This window comes from Sutcliffiella cohnii, assembly GCF_002250055.1.
Classification (GTDB): domain Bacteria; phylum Bacillota; class Bacilli; order Bacillales; family Bacillaceae_I; genus Sutcliffiella; species Sutcliffiella cohnii.
Genome location: NZ_CP018866.1, coordinates 2,510,043 through 2,535,155, shown reverse-complemented (window position 1 = coordinate 2,535,155; position 25,113 = coordinate 2,510,043). Strand labels below are relative to the sequence as shown.

Annotated in this window: 22 protein-coding genes; all 22 read left to right on the top strand. The window is 34.7% G+C overall.

What is annotated here, in order from left to right:
* The 22 genes from fliR (at position 1) to BC6307_RS12460 (ending at position 24,649) form a co-directional block, all read left to right on the top strand.
* Positions 1–777, top strand: a complete 777-nt coding sequence (gene fliR / locus BC6307_RS12565; protein ID WP_066413346.1) for a flagellar biosynthetic protein FliR — start codon at positions 1–3, stop codon at positions 775–777.
* Positions 778–1,866, top strand: coding sequence for a flagellar biosynthesis protein FlhB (gene flhB, locus BC6307_RS12560; protein ID WP_066413344.1), 1,089 nt, complete (start codon positions 778–780; stop codon positions 1,864–1,866).
* 27 nt (positions 1,867–1,893) lie between these two features.
* Positions 1,894–3,933: a flagellar biosynthesis protein FlhA gene (gene flhA / locus BC6307_RS12555; RefSeq protein ID WP_066413342.1), complete on the top strand. Its 2,040-nt coding sequence runs from the start codon at positions 1,894–1,896 to the stop codon at positions 3,931–3,933.
* Positions 3,930–5,072: a flagellar biosynthesis GTPase FlhF gene (gene flhF / locus BC6307_RS12550; RefSeq protein WP_066413339.1), complete on the top strand. Its 1,143-nt coding sequence runs from the start codon at positions 3,930–3,932 to the stop codon at positions 5,070–5,072. The genes flhA and flhF overlap by 4 nt, the downstream gene beginning before the upstream one ends.
* The gene (locus BC6307_RS12545; protein WP_066413336.1) at positions 5,069–5,938 is read left to right on the top strand and encodes a MinD/ParA family protein; all 870 of its coding nucleotides are present in this window, start codon (positions 5,069–5,071) and stop codon (positions 5,936–5,938) included. Before flhF ends, BC6307_RS12545 begins: the two co-directional genes overlap by 4 nt.
* Before the next feature lie 12 nt (positions 5,939–5,950).
* Positions 5,951–7,012 carry a protein-glutamate methylesterase/protein-glutamine glutaminase gene (locus BC6307_RS12540; protein ID WP_066413333.1) on the top strand — a complete coding sequence of 354 codons (1,062 nt, stop codon included), beginning with the start codon at positions 5,951–5,953 and terminating at the stop codon, positions 7,010–7,012.
* An 11-nt stretch (positions 7,013–7,023) separates the two neighbouring features.
* The gene (locus BC6307_RS12535) at positions 7,024–9,042 is read left to right on the top strand and encodes a chemotaxis protein CheA (protein ID WP_066413331.1); all 2,019 of its coding nucleotides are present in this window, start codon (positions 7,024–7,026) and stop codon (positions 9,040–9,042) included.
* Between the two features lie 79 nt (positions 9,043–9,121).
* On the top strand, positions 9,122–9,571 hold the full coding sequence (locus BC6307_RS12530) for a chemotaxis protein CheW (protein ID WP_066413328.1): 450 nt from the start codon (positions 9,122–9,124) through the stop codon (positions 9,569–9,571).
* An 11-nt stretch (positions 9,572–9,582) separates the two neighbouring features.
* The gene (locus BC6307_RS12525) at positions 9,583–10,206 is read left to right on the top strand and encodes a chemotaxis protein CheC (RefSeq protein ID WP_066413324.1); all 624 of its coding nucleotides are present in this window, start codon (positions 9,583–9,585) and stop codon (positions 10,204–10,206) included.
* Entirely contained in the window at positions 10,206–10,700 is a 495-nt protein-coding gene (locus tag BC6307_RS12520; protein ID WP_066413321.1) for a chemotaxis protein CheD, read from the top strand. Before BC6307_RS12525 ends, BC6307_RS12520 begins: the two co-directional genes overlap by 1 nt.
* Before the next feature lie 65 nt (positions 10,701–10,765).
* Complete coding sequence (locus BC6307_RS12515; protein ID WP_066413318.1) at positions 10,766–11,530, top strand: FliA/WhiG family RNA polymerase sigma factor; 765 nt, start codon at positions 10,766–10,768, stop codon at positions 11,528–11,530.
* Between the two features lie 40 nt (positions 11,531–11,570).
* Entirely contained in the window at positions 11,571–11,828 is a 258-nt protein-coding gene (locus BC6307_RS12510) for a hypothetical protein (protein WP_066413315.1), read from the top strand.
* A gap of 3 nt (positions 11,829–11,831) precedes the next feature.
* Complete coding sequence (locus tag BC6307_RS12505; protein ID WP_066413312.1) at positions 11,832–12,284, top strand: hypothetical protein; 453 nt, start codon at positions 11,832–11,834, stop codon at positions 12,282–12,284.
* 155 nt (positions 12,285–12,439) lie between these two features.
* Positions 12,440–13,147, top strand: a complete 708-nt coding sequence (gene rpsB, locus BC6307_RS12500) for a 30S ribosomal protein S2 (protein WP_066413309.1) — start codon at positions 12,440–12,442, stop codon at positions 13,145–13,147.
* A gap of 182 nt (positions 13,148–13,329) precedes the next feature.
* Complete coding sequence (gene tsf / locus BC6307_RS12495) at positions 13,330–14,211, top strand: translation elongation factor Ts (RefSeq protein ID WP_066413307.1); 882 nt, start codon at positions 13,330–13,332, stop codon at positions 14,209–14,211.
* A gap of 120 nt (positions 14,212–14,331) precedes the next feature.
* Positions 14,332–15,054, top strand: a complete 723-nt coding sequence (pyrH, locus tag BC6307_RS12490; protein ID WP_066413305.1) for a UMP kinase — start codon at positions 14,332–14,334, stop codon at positions 15,052–15,054.
* Between the two features lies 1 nt (position 15,055).
* The gene (gene frr, locus BC6307_RS12485) at positions 15,056–15,613 is read left to right on the top strand and encodes a ribosome recycling factor (RefSeq protein WP_066413303.1); all 558 of its coding nucleotides are present in this window, start codon (positions 15,056–15,058) and stop codon (positions 15,611–15,613) included.
* Positions 15,614–15,754: 141 nt separating this feature from the next.
* Entirely contained in the window at positions 15,755–16,525 is a 771-nt protein-coding gene (locus tag BC6307_RS12480; RefSeq protein ID WP_066413301.1) for an undecaprenyl pyrophosphate synthase, read from the top strand.
* A gap of 18 nt (positions 16,526–16,543) precedes the next feature.
* Positions 16,544–17,335, top strand: coding sequence for a phosphatidate cytidylyltransferase (locus BC6307_RS12475; protein WP_066413294.1), 792 nt, complete (start codon positions 16,544–16,546; stop codon positions 17,333–17,335).
* Between the two features lie 159 nt (positions 17,336–17,494).
* Positions 17,495–18,649, top strand: coding sequence for a 1-deoxy-D-xylulose-5-phosphate reductoisomerase (gene dxr, locus BC6307_RS12470; RefSeq protein ID WP_066413290.1), 1,155 nt, complete (start codon positions 17,495–17,497; stop codon positions 18,647–18,649).
* Between the two features lie 15 nt (positions 18,650–18,664).
* Complete coding sequence (rseP, locus tag BC6307_RS12465; protein WP_066413288.1) at positions 18,665–19,924, top strand: RIP metalloprotease RseP; 1,260 nt, start codon at positions 18,665–18,667, stop codon at positions 19,922–19,924.
* Positions 19,925–20,335: 411 nt separating this feature from the next.
* Positions 20,336–24,649 carry a PolC-type DNA polymerase III gene (locus tag BC6307_RS12460; protein WP_066413286.1) on the top strand — a complete coding sequence of 1,438 codons (4,314 nt, stop codon included), beginning with the start codon at positions 20,336–20,338 and terminating at the stop codon, positions 24,647–24,649.
* Positions 24,650–25,113 lie beyond the last annotated feature (464 nt).

Below are 25,113 nucleotides of genomic sequence, written 5' to 3'. Positions count from 1 at the left end.
ATGATCGATTGGTTAAACTATTTTCCAGCCTTTTTGCTAGTGTTTGTGAGGGTAACCACCTTTTTTGTAACACTCCCTCTCTTTTCTTATCGGAGTGTACCTGCAAATTTTAAAGTAGGTATTGCATTTTTTTTATCATTAATTATGGCTTTTTCATTAGACTTGCCCGTTATTGAAATAGATGGCTTTTATATTTTACTTGTTTTAAAGGAATTATTAGTAGGGTTATTAATTGGACTAATTGCTTATATGATTATGGCGGCCATTCAAATAGCAGGTGGATTTATCGATTTTCAAATGGGGTTTGCGATTGCAAACGTCATAGATCCACAAACAGGGGCACAAAGTCCAATTATCGGGCAATATTTTTATATTTTTGCATTGCTACTATTACTATCGGTAAATGGACATCACTTAATGATTGACGGGATTTTTTATAGTTATCAATTAATAGATTTAACGCAAGGTTCGTTACCAATGTCCGATGAGAATGTACTAGAATTTGTAGTTCAAGTTGTGAATACGATGTTTCTCGTAGCCTTTCAATTAGCTATTCCAATAGTGGGAGCACTTTTTTTAGTTGATGTAGCTCTTGGTATTGTGGCTAGAACAGTTCCACAACTAAATGTATTTGTTGTCGGTTTACCGTTAAAAATAGGTGTTAGTTTTATAGCAATTTTAGTATCTTTTACGATACTCTTTTCACTCATTTATAACTTGTTTGAAATGATGCTTTATGCTATGAGAGGTTTAATGGATTTACTTGGAGGAATGTAGATGGTTCATCAATTAAAGCTAGATTTGCAGTTTTTTGCCGGAGAAAAAACAGAGAAAGCAACTCCGAAAAAAAGGCAAGATACGAGAAAAAAAGGACAAGTTGCTAAAAGTTCTGATGTGAACACAGCTATCGTATTGTTAGGGGTTTTTCTAACTTTATTTGCCATTGGTCCTTTCATGAAAGATAGTCTTATGAATCTATTTAAACATTCTTTTCAAGTATATATGCATGAAACCATCACTATACAAAATGTTCATTTAATCTTTTTAGATATATTAGGAAAATTGTTTGTCGTACTTGGTCCAATTATGTTGGCCGCTATCGTTAGTGCAATTGTTGCGAACTATCTACAGGTTGGAACGTTGTTTGCTCCTGAAGCAATAAAAATGAAATTAAATAAGTTGGACCCTATTCAAGGTTTTAAACGGATCTATTCAGTACGAGCTTTAGTTGAGTTAGTAAAATCTTTATTAAAAATATTATTTGTAGGGTTAGTTGCTTTTTCTATTCTGTGGTTTAGTGTTTATGAATTGTTAAAGCTCTCACAACAAAGTGTTCATGCCGCTTTAGCCTTTTTAGGTAGAATGACCGTTCAAATGGGTCTGTTTGCAGGTGCGGCTCTTCTATTTTTATCTGTTTTTGACTATTTTTATCAAAGATACGATCACGAAAAAAACATTAGAATGTCAAAACAAGATATTAAAGACGAGTATAAGAAATCGGAAGGTGATCCGTTAATTAAATCCAAAATAAAGCAAAAGCAAAGAGAAATGGCCATGCAAAGAATGATGGCGGATGTACCAAAAGCAGATGTTATTATAACAAATCCGACTCATTTTGCTATTTGTTTAAAATATGATGGAGATAAAATGGATGCTCCTTATGTAATAGCTAAAGGAGTAGACTTTATTGCATTAAAAATACGTGAAGTTGCAAAAAGTCATAATATTACAATTGTTGAAAACAAGCCGTTAGCACGGGCTTTATATAGTCAAACAGAAATAGGAGATCCCATTCCAGAAGAGTACTTCCAAGCAATTGCTGAAATATTAGCGTATGTGTATCGTCTTAAAAATCAAGTTAAATGAGTTGTTTATTGAAAGGTGAGGTAATAAATGTCAGCAAGAGATTTATCTGTATTACTTAGTGTAATACTTATCGTTGCGATGTTAATCGTTCCATTTCCAGCATGGATATTAAGTATACTTATTATTATTAATATTTCCCTTGCCTTAGTTGTTTTACTTACAACGATGAATGTTCAAGAACCGTTACAATTTTCTATTTTTCCGTCCCTTTTACTACTATTAACTCTTTACCGTTTAGGTCTAAATGTTTCTACTACAAGGTCTATATTAAGTAAAGGGGATGCAGGTAGTGTAGTAGAAACGTTTGGAACCTTCGTAGTAGGTGGGAGTGTGATTGTCGGTTTAGTCGTATTTATCATTCTTGTCATAATCCAATTTGTTGTCATTACAAAAGGTGCGGAACGTGTATCAGAAGTTGCTGCTCGATTCACACTTGACGCGATGCCAGGAAAGCAAATGGCAATTGATGCCGATTTAAATGCTGGACTTATTTCGGAGCAATCCGCTCGTGAACGACGTGAGAAAATATCGAAAGAAGCAGACTTTTATGGAGCAATGGACGGTGCAAGTAAGTTCGTAAAAGGGGACGCGATCGCAGGTATTATCATCGTTTTTATAAATATTATTTTCGGTATAGTAATCGGAATGATTCAGTTAGACTTATCGTTTGGAGAAGCAGCTGCTAAGTTTACGATGCTTACGGTTGGAGATGGAATTGTCTCGCAAATTCCAGCTCTTTTAATTGCAACATCAACAGGTATTGTTGTTACTCGTGCAGCTTCAAATGGTAATTTAGGAACAGACATTACATCGCAGTTATTTGCCTATCCTAAAATGCTTTATGTTGCTAGTGGAACTATTTTTCTACTAGGTATAGGTACACCGATTGAACCGATTTTAACAACTCCGATCGCTTTGGCATTAGGAATTGGAGGATTCTTCATCTCCAGATCAAAACAAAGAGAAGAGATACAAGAGGAGATTATTGAAGAAGAAGTAGTGACAGACGAGCTGAAAAGCCCAGATAGTGTCGTGAATTTACTTTCGGTTGATCCGATTGAATTTGAGTTTGGTTACGGACTAATACCACTAGCGGATTCGAAGCAAGGTGGAGATTTGCTAGATCGTATTGTCATGATTAGACGTCAATTAGCACTGGAACTAGGACTTGTCATACCTGTAGTGAGAATAAGAGATAATATACAATTACAACCTAATGAGTACAGGTTAAAAATAAAAGGAAGCGAAGTAGCGAGAGGAGAAGTGTTGCTAGATCATTATTTAGCAATGAGTCCTGGGGTAGAAGAAGAATCTATTGAGGGAATCGATACGATTGAGCCATCGTTTGGCTTACCAGCTAAATGGATATCAGAAGATACAAAAGATGAAGCGGAAATGTATGGATATACTGTTGTAGATCCTCCGTCCGTTGTATCAACACATATAACAGAAAAAATTAAACAACATGCTCACGAGTTATTAGGTCGTCAAGAAACAAAACAATTGATTGACCATTTAAAGGAAACTAGTCCTATTTTAGTAGAAGAAGTAACGCCAACTCCGTTGAACATAGGAGATGTACAAAAAGTACTTGCTAAACTGTTAAAAGAAAATGTTTCTATTCGAAATTTACCAGTGATTTTTGAAGTATTAGCCGATTACGGAAAAGTGACGGTTGATACAGATCTACTAACAGAATATGTTCGACAGGCTCTAAATAAACAAATTACAAACCAATACGTTGTCCCTGGAGATACGTTAAAGGTTGTAACCCTTTCAGGTAAAATTGAAAAATTAATTGCGGATCATATTCAACAAACAGAACACGGGAATTTCCTTAGTTTAGATCCAAACACGTCAATGGAAGTTGTGCAAAAGGTCGCGGAACAAATGGACCAATTTAACATTTATGGACAAACTCCAATTTTACTTTGCTCTCCAGCGGTAAGAATGTATGTAAAGCAACTAATCGAAAGATACCTTCAACAAGTTCCAGTTTTATCATATAACGAGCTAGAAGCAAGTGTAGAGGTTCAAAGTATTGGGGTGGTGAACATGAACGAATGAGAGTAAAAAAATTTAAAGCTAATTCAATGGCAGAAGCAATGAAGCTAGTTCGACAGGAACTTGGAAATGATGCGGTTATTTTAAACTCAAAAGCGGTACATAGCTCTCGATTTTTCGGATTTCTAACGAAAAAACAGTTCGAGGTCATTGCTGCAATTGATGAAATTACGTCGATAGATTCAATTAAACAAAAAAGAAAACCTACCGAACATAAATCTACTTCTATTGTAAAAGAAGCTGTAACTATTCCTGATAACGGTGAGGTTCAAAATGATTTATTAAAAAACGTTGCTGAAATGAAGAAAATGTTAAAAAGTATTGAGAAAAACCAACCAAAAAAACAGCTATGGACGGAACCGATGATACAGTTGGAAGAAAAGTTACTAAACATAGATCTTCCAAATCAATTTGTAGAAGAAATTATGAGTTTTATTATAGATGAAGTAACGGAAGACGAAAAAAACAATTATCGTTCGTTAATCACTTTAGTAGATAACTATGTACAGGAAAGTTTAATTCCAGTTATCGATAACCAGGAAAGTTTAAAAAAGAAATACGTTTGCTTAGTAGGACCGACTGGAGTGGGTAAAACAACTACCCTTGCCAAATTAGCTGCTCACGCTACTTTGCACGAAAATAAAAAGGTCGGATTTATTACTACAGACACGTATCGAATTGCTGCAATTGAACAGTTAAAAACGTATGCCAATATTTTAGATGCACCATTAGAAGTTTGTTATAACGGTGAAGATTTTCAAAAAGCAAAAGCAAAGTTAGCCCATTTAGATATTATCTTTATTGATACTGCTGGAAGAAACTATTTAAAAGATGAATTTATAAAAGATTTAAGAAAAACGATTGATTTTAACAATGAGATGGAAACGTACTTAGTACTATCCTTAACATCTAAATTTGCCGATATGGAGAAAATAACGGAACAATTTTTACAACTTCCATTTGACGCTTATATATTAACAAAAATAGATGAAACATCAGCGGCCGGTACAATGTTTGCGTTAATGAAAAAATATGAAAAACAAATTTCCTACATTACAGAAGGGCAAGCAGTACCAGAAGATATTAAAAAAATTACATCGGCAGAGTGGACATCATATTTGCGAGAAGGGTTATCTAAATGAACGACCAAGCAGCATCACTGAGAGAAAAAATAGTAACAAAAAATAATAAACTCCATTTCAAAAAATACAGGACATTAGCAATTATTAGTGGTAAAGGAGGAGTAGGGAAATCTAATTTTTCCCTAAACTTTTCCTTATCACTTCAAAAAGCTGGTTTTTCTGTTCTATTGATAGATTTTGATATTGGTATGGCAAATATAGATGTTCTCATGGGTAAATCTAGTTTCGGTTCCATTATTGACCTTTTAAATAATGGGAAAAGTCTTCGTGACGTTATCCAAAAAGGACCTGAAGGCTTATCGTATATACCTGGGGGCTCAGGCTTAGCAGAAATATTTAAAATGGATAAAGAAACGGTACAACATTTGTTAAAAGAGCTTCAAAATGAGGCTATTCATTATGACTATTTACTTTTTGATATGGGTGCTGGTATGACAGAAGAAAACTTAAAGCTACTTCTTGCAATGGATGAAATTGTAGTTGTTACTACGTGTGAGCCAACCTCTATTACAGATGCTTATGCTGCATTGAAAATTATTACAATTTCTAACAACGAAATTCCACTATCTATTGTAGTAAATAAAGTTTTTGAAAGGAAACTCGCTGACAAAACGTTTTATCGTATTCAATCTGTGAGCAGAAAGTTCCTCCAAAAAGAAATTGGATTTTTTGGATCTGTTCCAGATGATCGGTATGTAACAAAATCGGTTATGGAACAAACTCCGTTCTTATTGGCTTATCCGAAATGTAACGCTAGCAAAGCGATTACTAATATAGCTACTTCATTCGCACACGAGGGAAGGATAACATCGAAAACAGATACACCGATGATATCGAAACTTTTTCATCTTTTCTTTGAGAGGTAGGGTAGTGACAGCATGAATAAAATGGTAAAAGTATTAGTAACAGACGACTCTCTCTTCATGAGGAAAATTATTTCCGATTTTCTAAACGCACATCCACAAATTAGTGTCGTCGCGACTGCTAAAAATGGACAAGAAGCATTAGAAAAAATTAATGAGTTTTCTCCAGATGTTGTTACATTGGATGTGGAAATGCCGGTTTTAGATGGTCTTAGTACGTTAGAGAACATAATGACACATAATCCACTGCCTGTCATTATGCTCTCTAGTACGACTGAGTCAGGAGCTGTAAATACAATAAAAGCAATGGAATTAGGTGCGATTGATTTTATTCCAAAACCTTCTGGTTCTATATCACTAGACTTATATAAGGTGAAGGAGGAATTAATAGAAAAAGTTCTTTTAGCTTCTACTGTAATACCACCAAAAAAAAATTCACAAAAAACAGAAAGAACAAAAAGTGAAAATAGTAAAAAATACCTAAAAGTTTTTAACGGTAAAGTCGATAATACAATTATAGGAATAGGCACATCTACTGGAGGTCCAAGAGCATTACAAGAAATATTATGCTCACTCCCAAAACAAACAGTGGCACCTATATTTATCGTTCAACATATGCCACCTCATTTTACAAAATCTTTAGCAAACAGATTAAATTCTGTAAGTGAAATAACTGTTGTTGAAGCAGTGCATGGTCAAAAAGTAGAAAAAGGTACAGCGTATATTGCTCCGGGGGGGCTACATATGGAAGTGGCTGAACAATTTGGTGACTTAACTATTCAGTTAAGTGAAACAGAACCATTCAAAGGGCATCGACCTTCAGTCAATAAACTCTTTTATTCTCTAAGTCTACTAAGAAACTACAAAAAAATAGCTGTAGTGATGACAGGGATGGGAACGGATGGTACAGATGGAATCCTTCAATTAAAAAAAAATGATGAAAGTACAGTTATTATAGCTGAATCTGAGGAATCTTCCGTTATATTCGGTATGCCGAAAGCTGCAATCCAAACTGGAAAAGTAGACGAAATTGTACACTTGCAACATGTTACGAATACTATATTGAAATATATTTAGGGGTGCTGAAAATGGAACTCAACCAATATTTAGATATCTTTATTGAAGAAAGTAAAGAGCACTTACAGTCAATAAACGATCAGTTACTACTTTTAGAAAAAAGCCCAGAAAGTCTAGAAATTGTAAATGAAATATTTCGATCTGCTCACACGCTAAAAGGGATGTCTGCGACGATGGGGTTTGAAGATTTAGCTAGTCTTACCCACCATATGGAAAACGTATTAGACGGCATTCGGAATGAAAAAATTGCTCCATCCTCAACTCTTTTAGATGTTGTTTTCTCTTCCGTTGAATATTTAGAAGAAATGGTAACATCGATAGCAGGTGGCGGCGACGGGAAAAAAGATGTAACGGAAGTTGTAGCTTTATTAAACCAAATTGTAAGCGGAGAAGCCGTTGAAGTAAGCAATACTAGTGAAAATAATAGCACTAGTACAAATTACGATTCTTATGAACTTACAATCTTAGAACAATCAGAAGAGCAAGGGTATTTCCCTTACGAGGTGACGGTAACGTTACGAGATGATTGTATGTTAAAAGCTGCTAGAGTTTTTATGGTTTTTGAAGTGGTAGAAAAACTAGGTGAAGTAATTAAGTCAGATCCACCGGTTGAAGTATTAGAAGAAGAGAATTTTGATAATTCTTTTACAATTACTATCGTTTCTAAAGACTCAGAAGAAAGTATACAACAAAGAATTTTTAAAGTATCAGAAGTAGAAAAGGTTGATATACAAGTTATAAACGTTAAACAACTTCAAGAAAATGAAAAAGAAGGTTCTAATGTTGCAGTAGAAGAAATTACACAAGCGATAACAGAAGTTGCGGTAACAGATGTAGTTGTTAATGAAGAAAAGAAATCAACCACTAAAAAAGTAGCATCAAATAAAACGATTAGAGTAAACATTGATCGATTAGACGTATTAATGAATTTGTTTGAAGAGTTAGTTATTGATCGTGGTAGATTAGAGCAAATCTCAAAAGATTTAAAGGTAACAGAACTCCAAGAAACAGTAGAAAGAATGTCTAGAATTTCAAACGATTTACAAAATATTATTCTAAATATGCGTATGGTTCCAATTGAAACAGTCTTTAATCGTTTCCCAAGAATGATAAGACAGCTTGCCCGCGATTTAGGTAAAAAAATAGATTTTCAAATTATTGGTGCAGAAACAGAGCTAGATCGAACGGTTATTGATGAAATTGGTGATCCGTTAGTACATTTAATTCGAAATGCAGTAGATCATGGAGTAGAAATGCCAGACATAAGAAGGCAAAACGGGAAAGAGGAAGAAGGTCAAATTATATTACGTGCATTCCATAGTGGTAATCATGTTTTCATTGAAATAAAAGATAACGGTTCAGGTATTAGTAAAACAAAAGTACTTGAAAAAGCTATTGAAAGAGGTATTTTGTCAAAAGAGAAAAGTGAAACATTAACGGATAAGGAAGTGTACCAATTAATCCTATCATCTGGATTTTCTACTGCAGACAAAATATCAGACATTTCAGGTCGCGGTGTCGGACTTGATGTTGTTAAAAGTACGATTGAATCGTTAGGCGGAACGATATCGATAGACTCTGAAAAAGGGAACGGAACGACTTTTTCAATTCAATTACCTTTAACGTTATCGATTATTTCTATTCTATTAACAGAAGTAGGCGCTGAAAAGTACGCAATTCCCCTTTCTTCTATTATTGAAACAGCTATTATTAATAACAGTGAAATTCAACATGTTCACGGTCAACAAGTTGTTCAATTTAGAGGAAAGGTTGTGCCACTAGTATTTTTAGATCGAGTATTTGATGTATCCAAGGTGGATGACTGCAACAGTGAATTGTCCTCTATCGTAATTGTGAAAAAAGGAGAGAAACTTGCTGGTTTGGTCGTAGATTCCTTTATTGGGCAGCAAGAAGTAGTGTTAAAGTCTCTTGGACAATATTTAAATCACACATTTGCTATTTCAGGTGCCACTATATTAGGTGATGGACAAGTAGCACTAATTGTAGACTGTAATACGTTAATTAATTAATAGGTTTATAGACTTAAACTAACTTTGATAGAGCCAAATAAACAGTCAACAATTAAATGAAGGAATGGAGGAGAGGCGGATGAGTATGGCGCAGGTTGGAGAGAAACTAATCGCATTTGAATTAAATAATGAGCAATATGTGATCCCGGTCAATCAAGTGAAATCTATTGAAAAAGTGCTTCCAATTACTAGAGTACCAAATGCACTTCCATATGTTAAAGGTGTAGTTAACTTACGTGGGGTTATTACACCAATTATCGATTTTAGAACGCGTTTTAACATCGAAGAGAAAGAATATACGAACACTACACGTATATTAATAACGATTTTTGATGATATAGAAGCCGGATTTATTGTAGATGCAGCTAACGATGTAATAGATATATTAGAGGAAAATATTGAACATCCTTCTAGTGTAGTAGGTTCGGTCGATCTAGAGTATATAAAAGGTGTTATAAACTTTAATAACTCTTTATATGTTTATTTAGATTTGGAGCAAATACTGAAGAAAGACGAAATACAAAATTAGGGTTTGAAACAATGAATACTTATGATGATTCAGTAATGGATGTGTTGAAAGAGCTCAGTAATATTGGAGCGGGTAATGCTGCAACAGCACTTTCATTATTGTTAAACAAAAAAATTAAAATGAATGTACCTACTGCTAAAATAGTTTCCTTTAACGAAATTATGGATTTAATTGGAGGAGCTGAAAGACCGGTAGCTGCCGTCTTTCTAAAAATGGAAGGTGAAATTGAGGGTAGTTTATTTTTTGTATTATCTCTAGAGGATGCTACTCGATTTGTTCAACAATTAACACATGACCCAACTACAAATTTTGAAAAATTTCAATACGAAGAAATGGCTATATCTGCCTTGCAAGAATTAGGAAATATAATTGCCGCACATTACTTATCAGCCATTTCAAATAGTATTGGTCAAAAATGTACTCCTTCTGTCCCAATAGTAGCGATTGATATGGTTGGTGCTATAGTTACAGAAGGACTATTACAAGTTTCGGAAGATAGTGACCATGCTATTTTTATTGATACAAGGCTAGAGGAAATTACAGACGATTCTATACATCAAGCTAAAGGTCATTTCTTTTTAATTCCGTATCAAGAAAGTTTAGAAAAAATAATGAGGACTTTAGGTGTCAAGTAATGGTTACAGTAGAACGTGTAATTGTTAAGGTAGGTATTGCGGACATTAATTATGTTGTTTCTCCTGGAGTTATTAGAACTTCTGGATTAGGCTCCTGTGTAGGTGTCGTGTTATATGCTCATTCAATAGCAGGTATGGTTCATGTTATGCTGCCGAGTTCTACGCTAGCTAGAACAACAGATTTTAACCATAGTAAATATGCAGATACAGGTATTGATGCTCTAGTTAACCTTTTATTGGATAAAGGAACTAAAAAAAGAGATTTGCGTGCTAAAATCTCTGGTGGCGCACAAATGTTCCAATTTCAGCACAGTAATGATACGTTACGTATCGGTCCAAGAAATGTAGAGGCAGTAAAAGATAAATTACTAGAGCATAGTATCCCTATTCTCGGAGAAGATTGTGGTGGGAATAGCGGTAGAACGATAGAATTTAACCCAGCCTCCGAAAAATTAATGATTAAAACAGTTAATAAAGGTGTTACGTATATATAAATACAGTTATACAATGGCTAAAAGCAAAAGGAGTCTTGCTCTAAATTATAGGGAGGTAACCAAGGATGGCAACAGTTTCTTCAAGCAAAGACCAGCACTATTGGGATCTTTGGAAACAAAAAAGAGACCCGGATGCTGGGAATTATATCGTAAAAAAATATTTGCCCCTTGTTCAATATCATGTACAAAGATTAGCGGTAGGACTGCCAAAAAACGTAAGTAAAGATGAATTAAGAAGTTTTGGGTTGATAGGATTGTATGATGCGATTGAAAAATTCGATCAATCCCGAGACTTGAAGTTCGATACTTATGCCTCTTTCCGAATTAGAGGATCCATTATTGATGGGCTACGAAAAGAAGATTGGCTTCCTAGAAGTGTGAGGGAAAAGGCAAAAAAAATTGAGGCAACAATAGAAAAAATCGAGCAGTCTACTCGTAATAGCGTTACATTAGATGAGATAGCAACAGAATTAAAAATACCACAAGATGAAATTGCGTCCACTATGAATGAAGTGTTCTTTGCTAACGTCTTATCAATTGATGAAATTCCTAAAGATATGGATGAGTCTTCCCCTTCCTCGTACTCATTAAAAGATAATCGTCCAATTCAACCAGACGACCACTTAATTAAAGAGGAGATGCTACAATCCTTAGCCGAAAAAATAAGTGGATTATCTGAAAATGAACAACTAGTAGTTAGTTTATTTTATCAAGAAGAATTAACATTAACAGAAATTGGACAAGTGTTAGGGTTAACAACTTCAAGAATATCACAAATTCATTCAAGAGCACTATTTAAGCTACGGAAAGAGCTTACAGTTAAAGAGTAAACTGTTTGGCAAAAACGTGTGAAGATTAGGATGTGAAAATGTGGGTATTAAATTAGTTGAACTCCAGGTAGCACTTCATCGAACAGTCGATTTAGGTAAAATTCAAACTCAGCATAATAACCACGGAATGGTAATTCAAGCCCACATAGCTGAGCAGAAGAAAAAACAGGATGAAATTAAGCGAAAGAAAGTTAATGTTATAAAGAGTGAAGAAAAAGAAAATACTTCTTCTACCCAAACAAAACAACCTTTTGAACGACATCCGCACAAAGGGAATCATTTTGATTTAAGAGGTTAAATTATGCTATTTTTATTTATTATAAATTTAATAATAGGCTTAACAGCGATTTTATTGTTTTTTATTTTATATACGAAAATGTCGAAAATGCATTCTCTTGAAAACGAATATCGCCAACTATTAAAGGAAGCGGAAGAAACAATTAGTAGTTTTGTGTATGAATTAAAAGAAGATAATGAAAGATTATTAAAAAAACTATCTACAAACAGTGCGAGGGAACATCATTCAGATAAAGAAAATGTAATACAACAAAATTCGTTCGTTTACAGAGAACATGCAACGAAAAGTGAAGATTTAAAAGAATTATTACAATATGACGAGCATTCACAACCTTTAAGTACGTATGAGCAAGCAAAGGAATTAAAGAATTATGGATATTCTATTGATGACATCGCTCAAAAGTTAGGTAAAGGCAAAACAGAAATAGAATTATTATTGAAATTTCGACAGAATTAGAATTTTGACTTGAAATCTTATATATTGTTGTGATATATTTAACCTCGGTGTTATAAATACACACGTTTATTAATTTGAGCAATGGTGCTGAATATTCAGTTCTGTTCAAAGATGAGATAAGCGGAGGATAAAAAAACCATTCAGGAGGAAAAAACATGTCAGTAATTTCTATGAAACAGCTTTTAGAAGCTGGTGTACACTTCGGGCACCAAACACGTCGTTGGAACCCAAAAATGAAAAAATATATTTTCACAGAGCGTAACGGTATTTACATTATCGATCTACAAAAAACTGTGAAAAAAGTTGAAGAAGCTTACAAGTTTGTGAAAGAATTAGCTGGTAACGGCGGAACAATTCTTTTCGTTGGTACAAAAAAACAAGCTCAAGATTCTGTTAAAGAAGAAGCTGAGCGTTCTGGAATGTACTTCGTTAACCAACGTTGGTTAGGTGGTACTTTAACTAACTTCGAAACAATTCAAAAACGTATTTCTCGTTTAAAACAAATCGAAAAAATGCGTGAAGATGGTACATTTGATGTACTACCTAAAAAAGAAGTTGTTATGTTAAACAAAGAGTTAGAGCGTCTTGAGAAGTTCTTAGGCGGTATTAAAGATATGAAAGAGCTACCTGATGCATTATTCATCATTGACCCACGTAAAGAGCGCATTGCTGTAGCTGAAGCAAAAAAATTAAACATTCCTATCGTTGGTATCGTAGACACTAACTGTGATCCAGACGAAATCGATGTTGTAATTCCAGCTAACGATGATGCAATTCGTGCTGTGAAATTATTAACTGGTAAAATGGCAGATGCTATCTTAGAAGCTAAACAAGGTGAAGAGACAGCAACAACTACTGCTTAATGATGAACCAAAAAGGTGATAAGAGGGTATAGCCTTTTATCACCTTTTTTTGAAAAAAATTGTTTCAAAGAACATTCGTATGGCATACTATTCTTTGGGAACATATATGTAATGAAAAATCTAGTGTTACAATGCAGGTGGTTGAAGCCATCTCTTATACATAATTGAAGGAGGATTTACTAATGGCAATTACTGCTCAAATGGTAAAAGAATTACGTGAAAAAACAGGTGCTGGAATGATGGATTGTAAAAAAGCACTAACTGAAACAAATGGTGATATGGACCAAGCTATTGATTACTTACGTGAAAAAGGTATTGCGAAAGCTGCTAAAAAAGCTGATCGTATCGCTGCTGAAGGTTTAACTGCAGTTGTGACAAACGGAAATGAAGCAGTTATTTTAGAGGTGAACTCTGAAACTGATTTCGTTGCAAAAAACGAAGGTTTCAAAACATTAATTGGTGAGCTAGGTCAATTCCTACTTGCGAATAAACCAGCTACAGTTGAAGAAGCTTTAACTGCAACAATGGACAATGGCAACACTGTTGAAGCTCATATTAATAGTGCAATTGCAAAAATTGGTGAGAAACTTACGTTACGTCGTTTCGTAGTAGTTACTAAAAATGATGCTGATTCTTTTGGTTCTTACTTACACATGGGTGGACGTATCGGTGTATTAACTGTATTAGAAGGTACAACTGATGAAGCAGCAGCTAAAGACGTTGCAATGCATATCGCGGCAATCAACCCTAAATATGTTTCTCGTGACGAAGTTTCTGCAGAAGAAACTGAACGTGAGCGTGAAATTTTAACTCAACAAGCATTAAATGAAGGTAAACCAGAAAATATCGTTGCGAAAATGGTAGAAGGTCGCCTTAGCAAATATTTCCAAGATATTTGCCTACTTGATCAGCCTTTCGTTAAAAACCCAGATCAAAAAGTACGTGATTTTGTAAAGAGTGTTGGAGGTACAGTAAAATCATTTGTACGTTATGAGGTTGGAGAAGGTATCGAAAAACGTCAAGATAACTTTGCTGAAGAAGTAATGAGCCAAGTTAAAAAATAAGAGGAACAATGTTTATATAGGGAACACTCCATGTGTTCCCTTTTTTAAGAAATACTTTTCCTATTTATTTATGGGAAGACTATCTATTAACAATATCCTTTTATTAAAGTGGAGGTAAAAATGGCTCAAGCAAAATATAAACGCGTCGTATTAAAGTTAAGTGGAGAAGCTCTTGCAGGTGATCAAGGGTTTGGAATTAATCCAACTGTCATCAAATCTGTAACTAGTCAAGTTAAAGAATTAGCTGAACTAGGTGTTGAAGTTGCTGTAGTTGTTGGTGGTGGAAACATTTGGAGAGGAAAAGTTGGTAGCGAAATGGGCATGGATCGTGCTACGGCTGATTACATGGGCATGCTAGCAACTGTGATGAACTCATTAGCATTACAAGACAGCTTGGAAACATTTGGGGTTGAAACGAGAGTACAAACCTCAATTGAAATGAGACAAGTAGCGGAACCTTACATAAGAAGAAAAGCAATTCGTCATTTAGAAAAGAAAAGAGTAGTAATTTTTGCAGCAGGTACTGGGAATCCATACTTTTCTACTGATACAACGGCAGCATTACGTGCAGCGGAAATAGAAGCGGATGTTATTCTAATGGCTAAAAACAATGTTGATGGTGTATATAGTGCAGATCCAACAATTGATGCTACAGCAACTAAATATGAAACATTATCTTATTTAGATGTTTTACGTGAAGGTTTAGCAGTTATGGATTCTACTGCATCATCATTATGTATGGACAATGATATTCCAATCATCGTCTTCTCTATTATGGAAGAAGGAAATATTAAACGAGCAGTATTAGGTGAAAATATTGGTACAATAGTGAGGGGGAAATAACATGAGTAAACAAGTAATTTCTTCAGTAAAAGAAAAAATGGAAAAGGCAATTGCAGCTTATTCGCGAGAGCTAGCAAGTGTTCGTGCTGGACGTGCTAGTGCAAATCTTTTAGATAAAATTACAGTAGATTACTACGGTGCACCTACACCTGTTAATCAACTAGCTTCTATAAACGTTCCTGAAGCTAGATTATTAGTAATTCAACCATATGATAAGTCTTCTATTGGAGATATTGAAAAAGCAATAATGAAATCAGACTTAGGTTTAAATCCTACAAATGACGGTTCTGTACTTCGTATTTCTATTCCTGCTTTAACAGAAGAAAGACGTAAAGATTTAACAAAAGTAGTCAAAAAATATGCAGAAGAAGCGAAAGTAGGTATCCGTAACATCCGTCGTGACGGTAATGATGACCTTAAGAAGCTAGAGAAAAGTGGAGATATTACGGAGGATGAATTACGTAGCTTCACAGAAGACATTCAAAAGCTAACAGATGACCATGTGGCAAAAATTGATAAATTAACTAAAGAAAAAGAACAAGAAATAATGGAAGTATAAGCTAATTAGTTGTAAAATAGAAGAAGTAAAAAGACCCTCTAATGATTACAGGGGGTTTTTTTGTTAATACTGTTACTATAAATAGAATGAAGAGTAAAAACAAAAAAACTCTTGATTTATTTATCTCATTGGAGGATTTTTATGCTGAAAAAAATACAACAATGGAGAGGCAAAGAACCCTCTGGAAATTATAGCAAAGAAGATATTCTTCAAATGCCTGTACCAGAACATATTGCTATTATTATGGATGGTAATGGTAGGTGGGCTCAAAAAAGAGCATTACCTAGAATTGCGGGCCATCATGAAGGAATGAAAACGGTACGGAAGATTACAATTTGTGCTAATGAGCTAGGGGTAAAAGCATTAACGATGTATGCATTTTCAACTGAAAATTGGAAACGCCCTAAAATGGAAGTTGAATATTTAATGAAATTACCAGAAGAGTTTTTAAGTACTTTTCTTCCAGAATTGGTAGAAAAAAATGTAAAAGTTCAATTGATGGGAAACAGAGATGCCATTCCGAATCATACACTTAATGCTGTGGATAAGGCAATCGAAGAAACAAAGCATAATACGGGACTCACATTAAATTTTGCATTAAACTATGGTAGTCGAGATGAAATAGTTCATGCAGTCCGAAACATAGTGGATGATGTTAAAAATGGAAAAATAATAGAATCTGAAATAAACGAGAGTTTGTTTAGCGGTTACTTATATAGTCATGCACTCCCTGATCCTGATTTGCTTATTCGAACAAGTGGAGAATTAAGATTGAGCAATTTTATGTTATGGCAGCTAGCATATACAGAGTTTTATTTTTCAGATGTATTATGGCCAGATTTCAGTGAACAAGAGTTATATAGAGCAATTGCCACTTTTCAGAAACGAGGAAGAAGATTTGGTGGTATATAAGAAGGTGTGGAACATAAAATGAAACAACGGATTATTACAGCAATAGTAGCTGGTGCTATTTTTTTACCGATCGCAATATATGGTGGCCTTCCTTTTGTGATTCTAGTATATTTAATGGCAACAGTCGGTTTATTTGAAGCATTTCGTATGAAAAAAATAGGTCTGACTAGTGTACCAGGAATAATAAGTCTTTTACTTTTATGGTTTTTATTAATACCGAGCAGTTTCCAACTGCATGAATACATCAAGTTATCTAAACTCGAATTAGTTTTGATTGCGGTATTACTATTTCTGACGTATACAGTCATTACAAAAAATAAATTTTCATTCGATGATGTAGGATTTAGTTTGTTATCTATTATTTATGTTGGTCTTGGATTTTATTATTTAATTGAGACAAGAGAACTAGGCATTATCTATCTAATTTTTGCTTTATTTGTTATTTGGACTACGGATTCAGGAGCTTATTTTATTGGGAGATCAATTGGTAAAAATAAATTATGGCCAGAAATAAGTCCAAATAAAACGATAGAAGGTTCTTTAGGTGGGATTTTTTGTGCGGTAATAGTAGCTACAGGTTTTTACTTTCTAGTAAATTTTGATGAACCCCTTGTCGTTATCATAATTTTAGCTATATTACTGTCCATTTTTGGACAAATTGGGGATTTGGTAGAATCTGGTTTAAAGAGACATTACGACGTGAAAGATTCAGGAAGTTTATTACCTGGCCATGGTGGAATTTTAGACAGGTTCGATAGTCTACTATTCATCCTTCCTATTCTCCATTTTTTACATAGATTTTTAGCGTAGACATCATGTAAGTAAAAAATTGGACCATGCCCACACACATAGTGTAAAGATTTTTGTTTGTAACGGAAGAAACGGACAAGAAGGTCTAACTATTGCGGAGCTTATTTTCTATTCTATTATTACCTTTCATGTTTTAAAGAGAGAGAGGAGTTCACAAAAGTGAAACGAATTAGTTTATTGGGTGCATCAGGTTCTATCGGTACCCAAACATTGGATGTCATTCGACAACATCCAGAACATTTTGAACTGATAGCTTTTAGTGTCGGAACGAATGTACAAATGGCTATAGAAATTATTAAAGAATTTTCACCAAAACTAGTATCTGTTAATGATATGGATGCGTGGAAAGAATTAAAAACAAAAACCTCTTCTTCCCAGCATGTAGAAATTTTGTATGGAGAAGAAGGAAACCTAGCGGTAGCAACGATACAAGAAGCTGATATATTAGTTAATGCTGTGGTCGGAAGCGTAGGTTTAATACCAACATTACAAGCAATAGAATGTAAAAAAACCATTGCATTAGCAAATAAAGAAACTTTAGTTACTGCAGGACACCTCGTAATGGAGGCTGCAAAGAAAAATGATGTGGACATCCTTCCTGTGGATAGTGAACATTCCGCAATTTTTCAATGTTTACAAGGTGAGCGAGAAAAAAATATACATTCTTTAATCATTACAGCCTCTGGTGGAAGCTTCCGTGATAAAACGAGAGAGCAGTTAGTCGGAGTTACGGTTGATGAAGCTTTACAACACCCAAACTGGTCGATGGGAGCTAAAATAACGATAGATTCTGCCACGATGATGAATAAGGGATTAGAGGTAATTGAGGCTCACTGGTTATTTAACATTCCGTATGACCGCATAAATGTTCTTCTACATAGAGAAAGCATTATTCATTCAATGGTAGAATTCCATGATACAAGTATTATTGCGCAACTAGGCACCCCAGATATGAGGGTACCTATACGCTACGCTTTAACCTATCCAGATAGACTTCCATACGAAGCTGGTAATCGATTAAGTTTGGCCGATATTGGACGGCTGCATTTTGAACAAGCTAATTTTGAGCGATATCGTTGTTTACAATTTGCGTTTGAAGCTGGAAAGATAGGTGGTACTTTACCTACCGTATTAAATGCAGCAAATGAAATAGCTGTATCTGCATTTTTGAATAAACAAATTGACTTTTTAACGATTGAAAGTTTCATTGCACAAGCTATGAACAGACATCAAGTTTTACAAAACCCAGATTTACCAACTATTCAAGACGTTGATAAAGAAACTAGGGAGTTTGTTCGTTCACTATTTGAATAAGAGGTGAGGAACCACGTGGAAACAGTTATTTCTTTTATTATTATTTTTGGAGTGTTAGTTTTTGTTCATGAATGGGGACATTTAATATTTGCGAAACGTGCAGGTATTTTATGTAGAGAGTTTGCTATAGGATTTGGACCAAAAGTGTTTTCTTTTAAGAAAAACGAAACCGTTTATACGATCCGTTTATTACCGATTGGTGGTTTTGTTAGAATGGCTGGGGAAGACCCAGAAATGATTGATGTAAAGGCTGGATATCACGTTGGCCTCTTATTTAATGAGCAGGGTGAAGTTAATAAAGTTGTTATTAACAATAAAGATAAATATCCAGATGCAAAAATAATAGAAGTCGAACATGCAGATCTTGAGCATGAAATGATTATTAAAGGTTACGAGCTTAGTGATGAAGAAACATTAACCTTGTATAAAGTTAGTGATGAATCGTATTTTATTGTTGACGGACAAGAAGTGCAAATTGCTCCTTATAAACGTCAGTTTGCATCAAAAACATTATGGCAACGTACAATGGCTATTTTTGCTGGTCCAATGATGAACTTCGTTTTAGCATTTATCATTTTTGCTTTTCTCGGTATTGTCCATGGCTATCCTGTGAACGAGGCGAAGTTAGGGGATTTAACACCAGATGGACCTGCGTTAGCTGCAGGTTTCCAAAAGGACGATACTGTTATTGCTATTAATGACACAACAGTTTCTACATGGGAAGAGATAGTCGCGATCATTCAGGCTAGCCCTAGTGAAGAATTATTATTCCATATTGAACGTAACGGGCAATCTATGAATATTCCTGTAACACCAAAAGCTGATGAAGTAGATGGTGAAACTAGAGGTATTATCGGTGTATACATGCCGATGGAAAAATCGATTGTAACAGCAATTCCTAGAGCAGGAGTTGAGACGTATACGTGGACGAAAGAAATTATTATCGGTGTAGGAAAATTAGTTACAGGGCAATTTTCAATCGATATGCTCTCCGGACCTGTTGGTATATATAAATCTACAGAAGTTGTCGCAGAGTCTGGTATCTTTTTATTAATGAGATGGGCGGCTGTATTAAGTATTAACCTTGGTATTATTAACTTATTACCTATTCCTGCACTAGACGGTGGAAGGTTAATGTTTTTCGCGGTAGAAGCTGTTAGAGGAAAGCCAATTGATCGACATAAAGAAGGTTTAGTACACTTAATTGGATTTGCACTATTAATGCTACTAATGCTTGTCGTGACTTGGAATGATATTCAACGATTCTTCTTATAAAATGATTAACAAGATACTTGCATCTTTTTTAGATGCAAGTTCTTTCTTGTTGTTGATTAAGTCTATAAGACAAAAAAATTCGTATTCCGGATGAAAAAATTGCTGTAATTTGGCGAAAAACTAGTAAAGTGGAAGAAGTTTCGATAAAATATTAGTTCAACATAGCTAAAATAGTGTACAATAAATGGGACAACTAGTTTTCGTGAAATTCGACATTTTTTTAGTTTTTTAATACAATATATATCTATTAGTCGAATCATCAACACCGTCTAGACTATATATAACTCATAATAATGGGGGAAGACCATTTAACGATACATGCTGTTAGACGGTAAATCCATGTTATGAGTTATTTTTTTGATAAGGGTTTGAAAGTTATTTGAACAAAGGGAAGAAAGGAGATAGGAGAAAATGTCACAATCACAAGAAAGAAAAGAGAGATTCCGTCTTCTCCTCCAGCAGTTACAGCTAACAAACGATGATATTGTTACGTTTTTTCAAGATGCGGAAATAGAAAAATTAGTTGTAAACAAAATAGATAAAAAATGGGACTTTTATTTTGAATTTGAAAAGCTAATTCCTGCAAATATATATGAGATTTTTAAAGCAGCACTAATCAAAAATTTTTCCCATATTGCAGATATAACGTTTCAAATATCTGTGCGTGAAAGGGATTTAAATGAAAAGTTAATTCAAGAATATTGGCCTATCTTTTTAAAAGAAATGGACGGGTCTTCTCCGCTTTTATTAAATTTATTACAAAATCAATTGCCAACATTAACAGGTCAAAAGATTACGATAACTGCAAGAAATGAAGCAGAAGCAATCACGGTTAAAAGAAAACTAAGTTCGATTATTACTTCAACTTATGAATCTTACGGATTTCCAACGATGATGCTAGATACTACTCTTTCATTTTCTGAACAAGAATTCAAACAATTTGAAGAACAAAAAATGCAAGAAGATAGTGAAAAAGCTCTAGCAGCTGTAACAGAAATGCAGAAGAAAGATTCACAACCTGATTCTGCAGATGTTCCTTCAGGACCAATTATGATTGGTTATGAAATTAAAAATGATAATGAATTATTTAAAACATTAGATGAAATCACAGAAGAAGAGCGGAAAGTGGTTGTACAAGGTTACGTTTTTGATGTTGAAACGAAAGAATTACGAAGCGGTAGAACACTTTTAACTTTAAAAATTACAGATTATACTAATTCTATATTAGTAAAAATGTTCTCAAAAGGAAAAGAGGATATTCCGTTACTACAAGCAATCAATAAAGGAATGTGGCTTAAAATTAGAGGTAGTATTCAAAATGACACATTCGTTCGCGATCTTGTTATGATGGCTTCTGATATTAATCAAATTCAAGGTAAAGAGCGAAAGGATAACGCCCCTGCTGATGAAAAAAGAGTTGAGTTACATCTTCATACTCCAATGAGTCAAATGGATGCAGTAACAGGTGTATCTAAATTAGTTGCTCAAGCAAAAAGATGGGGGCATCCTGCAATTGCTGTAACAGACCACGGTATAGCGCAATCTTTTCCGGAAGCATATTCAGCTGGTAAGAAAAATGGAATTAAGATTTTATATGGAGTAGAGGCAAACCTTGTAGATGATGGAGTTCCAATTGCTTATAACTCTGCTCATCGAGAATTGGCCGAAGAAACTTATATTGTATTTGACGTAGAAACAACAGGCCTTTCTGCAATGTATGACAAAATTATTGAATTAGCTGCTGTAAAAATAAAGGGTGGCGAAATTATAGACCGCTTTGAATCATTTGCTAACCCACACCATCCATTATCTGCTACAACGATTGACCTTACTGGTATTACAGATGATATGGTTCGCGATGCGCCGGAAATAGAGGAAGTATTAAGAAACTTTTATGATTGGATCGGTAATGATATATTAGTAGCCCACAACGCTAGCTTTGATATGGGCTTTTTAAATATTGGATTCCAACGAATTGGTTTAGGAAAGTCAAAAAATCCAGTTATAGATACGTTAGAGCTTGGAAGACTACTATATCCTGAGATGAAAAATCACCGATTAAATACACTATGTAAAAAGTTTGATATAGAACTCACACAGCATCACCGCGCGATTTATGACGCTGAAGCAACTGGTTACTTACTAGTAAAAATGCTAAAGGATGCGAATGAAAAAGGAATTACATTCCACGACGAGTTAAATGATAATAGCGGTAAATCCAATGCATATCAACGTGCTAGACCTTCTCATATAACACTTTTAGCACAAAATGATATAGGCTTAAAAAACTTGTTTAAATTAGTTTCTATTTCTCATATAGAATACTTTTTCCGTGTCCCAAGAATTCCGAGATCAGTATTGGAGAAGTATCGTGAAGGTATACTTGTGGGAACTGCTTGCGACAAAGGTGAAGTATTTGAAGGGATGATGCAAAAGACTCCGGATGAGGTAGAAGAAATTGCAGACTTCTATGATTATATAGAAGTACAACCTCCACCTAACTATGCACATTTGTTAGAATTAGAACTTGTAAAAGATGAGAATTCCTTAAAGGAAATTATAACGAATATCGTAAAACTAGGGGAGAAAAAAGGGTTACCGGTAGTTGCAACTGGAAATGTACATTATTTAAATGAAGTGGACAAAATACATCGTGAAATTTTAGTCCGCTCTCAAGCAGGTGCGAACCCGTTAAATCGTCACAGGCTACCAGATGTTCACTTTAGAACGACTGATGAAATGATTGAGCTTTTCTCTTTTCTCGGAGAAGAAAAAGCAAAGGAAATTGTCGTAACGAATACGCAAAAAATTGCTGATATGATAGATGAAATAAAACCGATAAAAGATGATCTATATACCCCTAAAATAGAAGGGGCAGATGATGAAATACGTAACATGAGTTATAATATGGCTCGAAGCATATATGGAGATGAGCTTCCTGAAATTGTAGAGAAAAGAATTGAGAAAGAGTTAAAAAGTATTATCGGTCACGGTTTTGCCGTTATCTATTTAATTTCTCATAAACTCGTAAAAAAGTCGTTAGATGACGGATATCTAGTAGGTTCACGTGGATCTGTAGGTTCTTCATTCGTTGCAACAATGACAGAAATTACAGAGGTAAATCCACTACCACCACATTACGTTTGTCCCGCATGTAAGCACTCTGAATTTTTTGATGATGGTTCTGTAGGTTCAGGTTTTGATTTACCAAACAAAGACTGTCCGAAGTGTGGAGCTGCTTATAAGAAGGACGGCCATGACATCCCGTTTGAAACTTTCTTAGGATTTAAAGGAGATAAAGTTCCTGATATCGATCTAAACTTTTCTGGTGAATATCAGCCAATAGCTCATAACTATACGAAAGTACTGTTCGGAGAAGAGTATGTATATCGTGCCGGAACTATCGGTACTGTAGCTGATAAAACAGCCTACGGATATGTAAAAGGTTACGCAAATGATCGTAATTTAATATTACGTGGGGCTGAAATTGATCGACTATCATCTGGTTGTGTTGGGGTAAAACGAACTACTGGACAGCATCCAGGTGGAATTATAGTAGTACCAGATTATATGGACATATATGATTTCTCTCCAATACAGTACCCAGCAGACGATCGAAATTCAGAATGGAAAACAACGCATTTTGATTTCCATTCCATTCATGATAACTTACTGAAGTTGGACATACTAGGACACGATGACCCTACTGTCATTCGTATGTTACAAGATTTAAGTGGTATTGATCCGAAAACGATACCTACTGACGATCCAGAAGTAATGAAAATATTTAGTGGTACAGAATCACTCGGAGTAACAGAAGAGCAAATAATGTGTAAAACAGGAACGTTAGGGATTCCAGAGTTTGGTACGAGATTCGTTCGTCAAATGTTAGAAGATACGAAGCCATCCACATTTTCTGAACTTGTCCAAATATCGGGGTTGTCGCATGGAACGGACGTTTGGTTAGGGAATGCACAAGAGTTAATTCATAATCAAACTTGTACGTTAAGTGAAGTAATCGGTTGTCGTGATGATATTATGGTTTACCTCATTTATAAAGGATTAGACCCATCTATGGCCTTCAAAATAATGGAGTCTGTACGTAAAGGGAAAGGCTTAACGGACGAATTTAAAGAAGAGATGATTAAAAACAATGTACCAGGTTGGTATATCGACTCATGCTTAAAAATTAAGTATATGTTCCCGAAGGCGCATGCTGCAGCATATGTATTAATGGCTGTACGTATTGCCTATTTTAAAGTTCATTTACCATTACTCTATTATGCTGCATATTTTACAGTTAGAGCAGATGATTTTGATGTTGATGCTATGGTAAAAGGCTCTAATGCAATTAAAAAAATTATAGAAGAGATAAATGCTAAAGGGTTAGATGCATCACCGAAAGAAAAATCGTTGTTAACCGTTTTAGAGTTAGCTTTAGAAATGTGCGAAAGAGGATTTTCTTTCCAAAAAGTGGACTTATATAAATCAAGTGCATCAGAATTTATTATTGAAGGGGATACGTTAATTCCTCCATTCAATTCAATACCAGGGTTAGGAACTAACGCGGCATTGAATATTGTTAAATCTAGAGAATCTGGAGAGTTTTTATCGAAAGAAGATCTTCAGCAACGTGGAAAAGTGAGTAAAACAATTATGGAATATTTAGATAAACACGGCTGTCTCCAAGGTTTACCAGACCAAAACCAGCTTTCACTTTTCTAAGATACAATTCTAATTTTCAAGATGGATCTCCATGCAGGTTAAATTTAGCACCTTAGAGAATGAAAAATAGGGATGTCATTTTTGAACAGTATTAAGGTTTTTTCTGCCAGATTTAGAACCGAGAGTGGAACGAAGCGGAAGACACTTGACTCCAGCGGGAAGTAGAGGGAAGGTTGAGACCCCACAGGCGAAGCCGAGGAGGCTCGACTCCCTCCCCGCGGAAAGCAAGTGTCTGCAGCGAAGTGAAACGGACAAACTTCAAACCACCAACTCATTTTTTTCAGAGTCGACTGAAAATATACGATTTAACTAGTCTATGTCACGTTGTAGTTAGAAGAAAGAATTAATGGTATCAAACTTGATCATTGTCAAGTTTTTCTACCAAAAAATTGTTTGAAGTTTGCATATTATTAGTGGATATGTTATATTTTTATTGGAAATGCTATATATAAGACGTTAGCAAA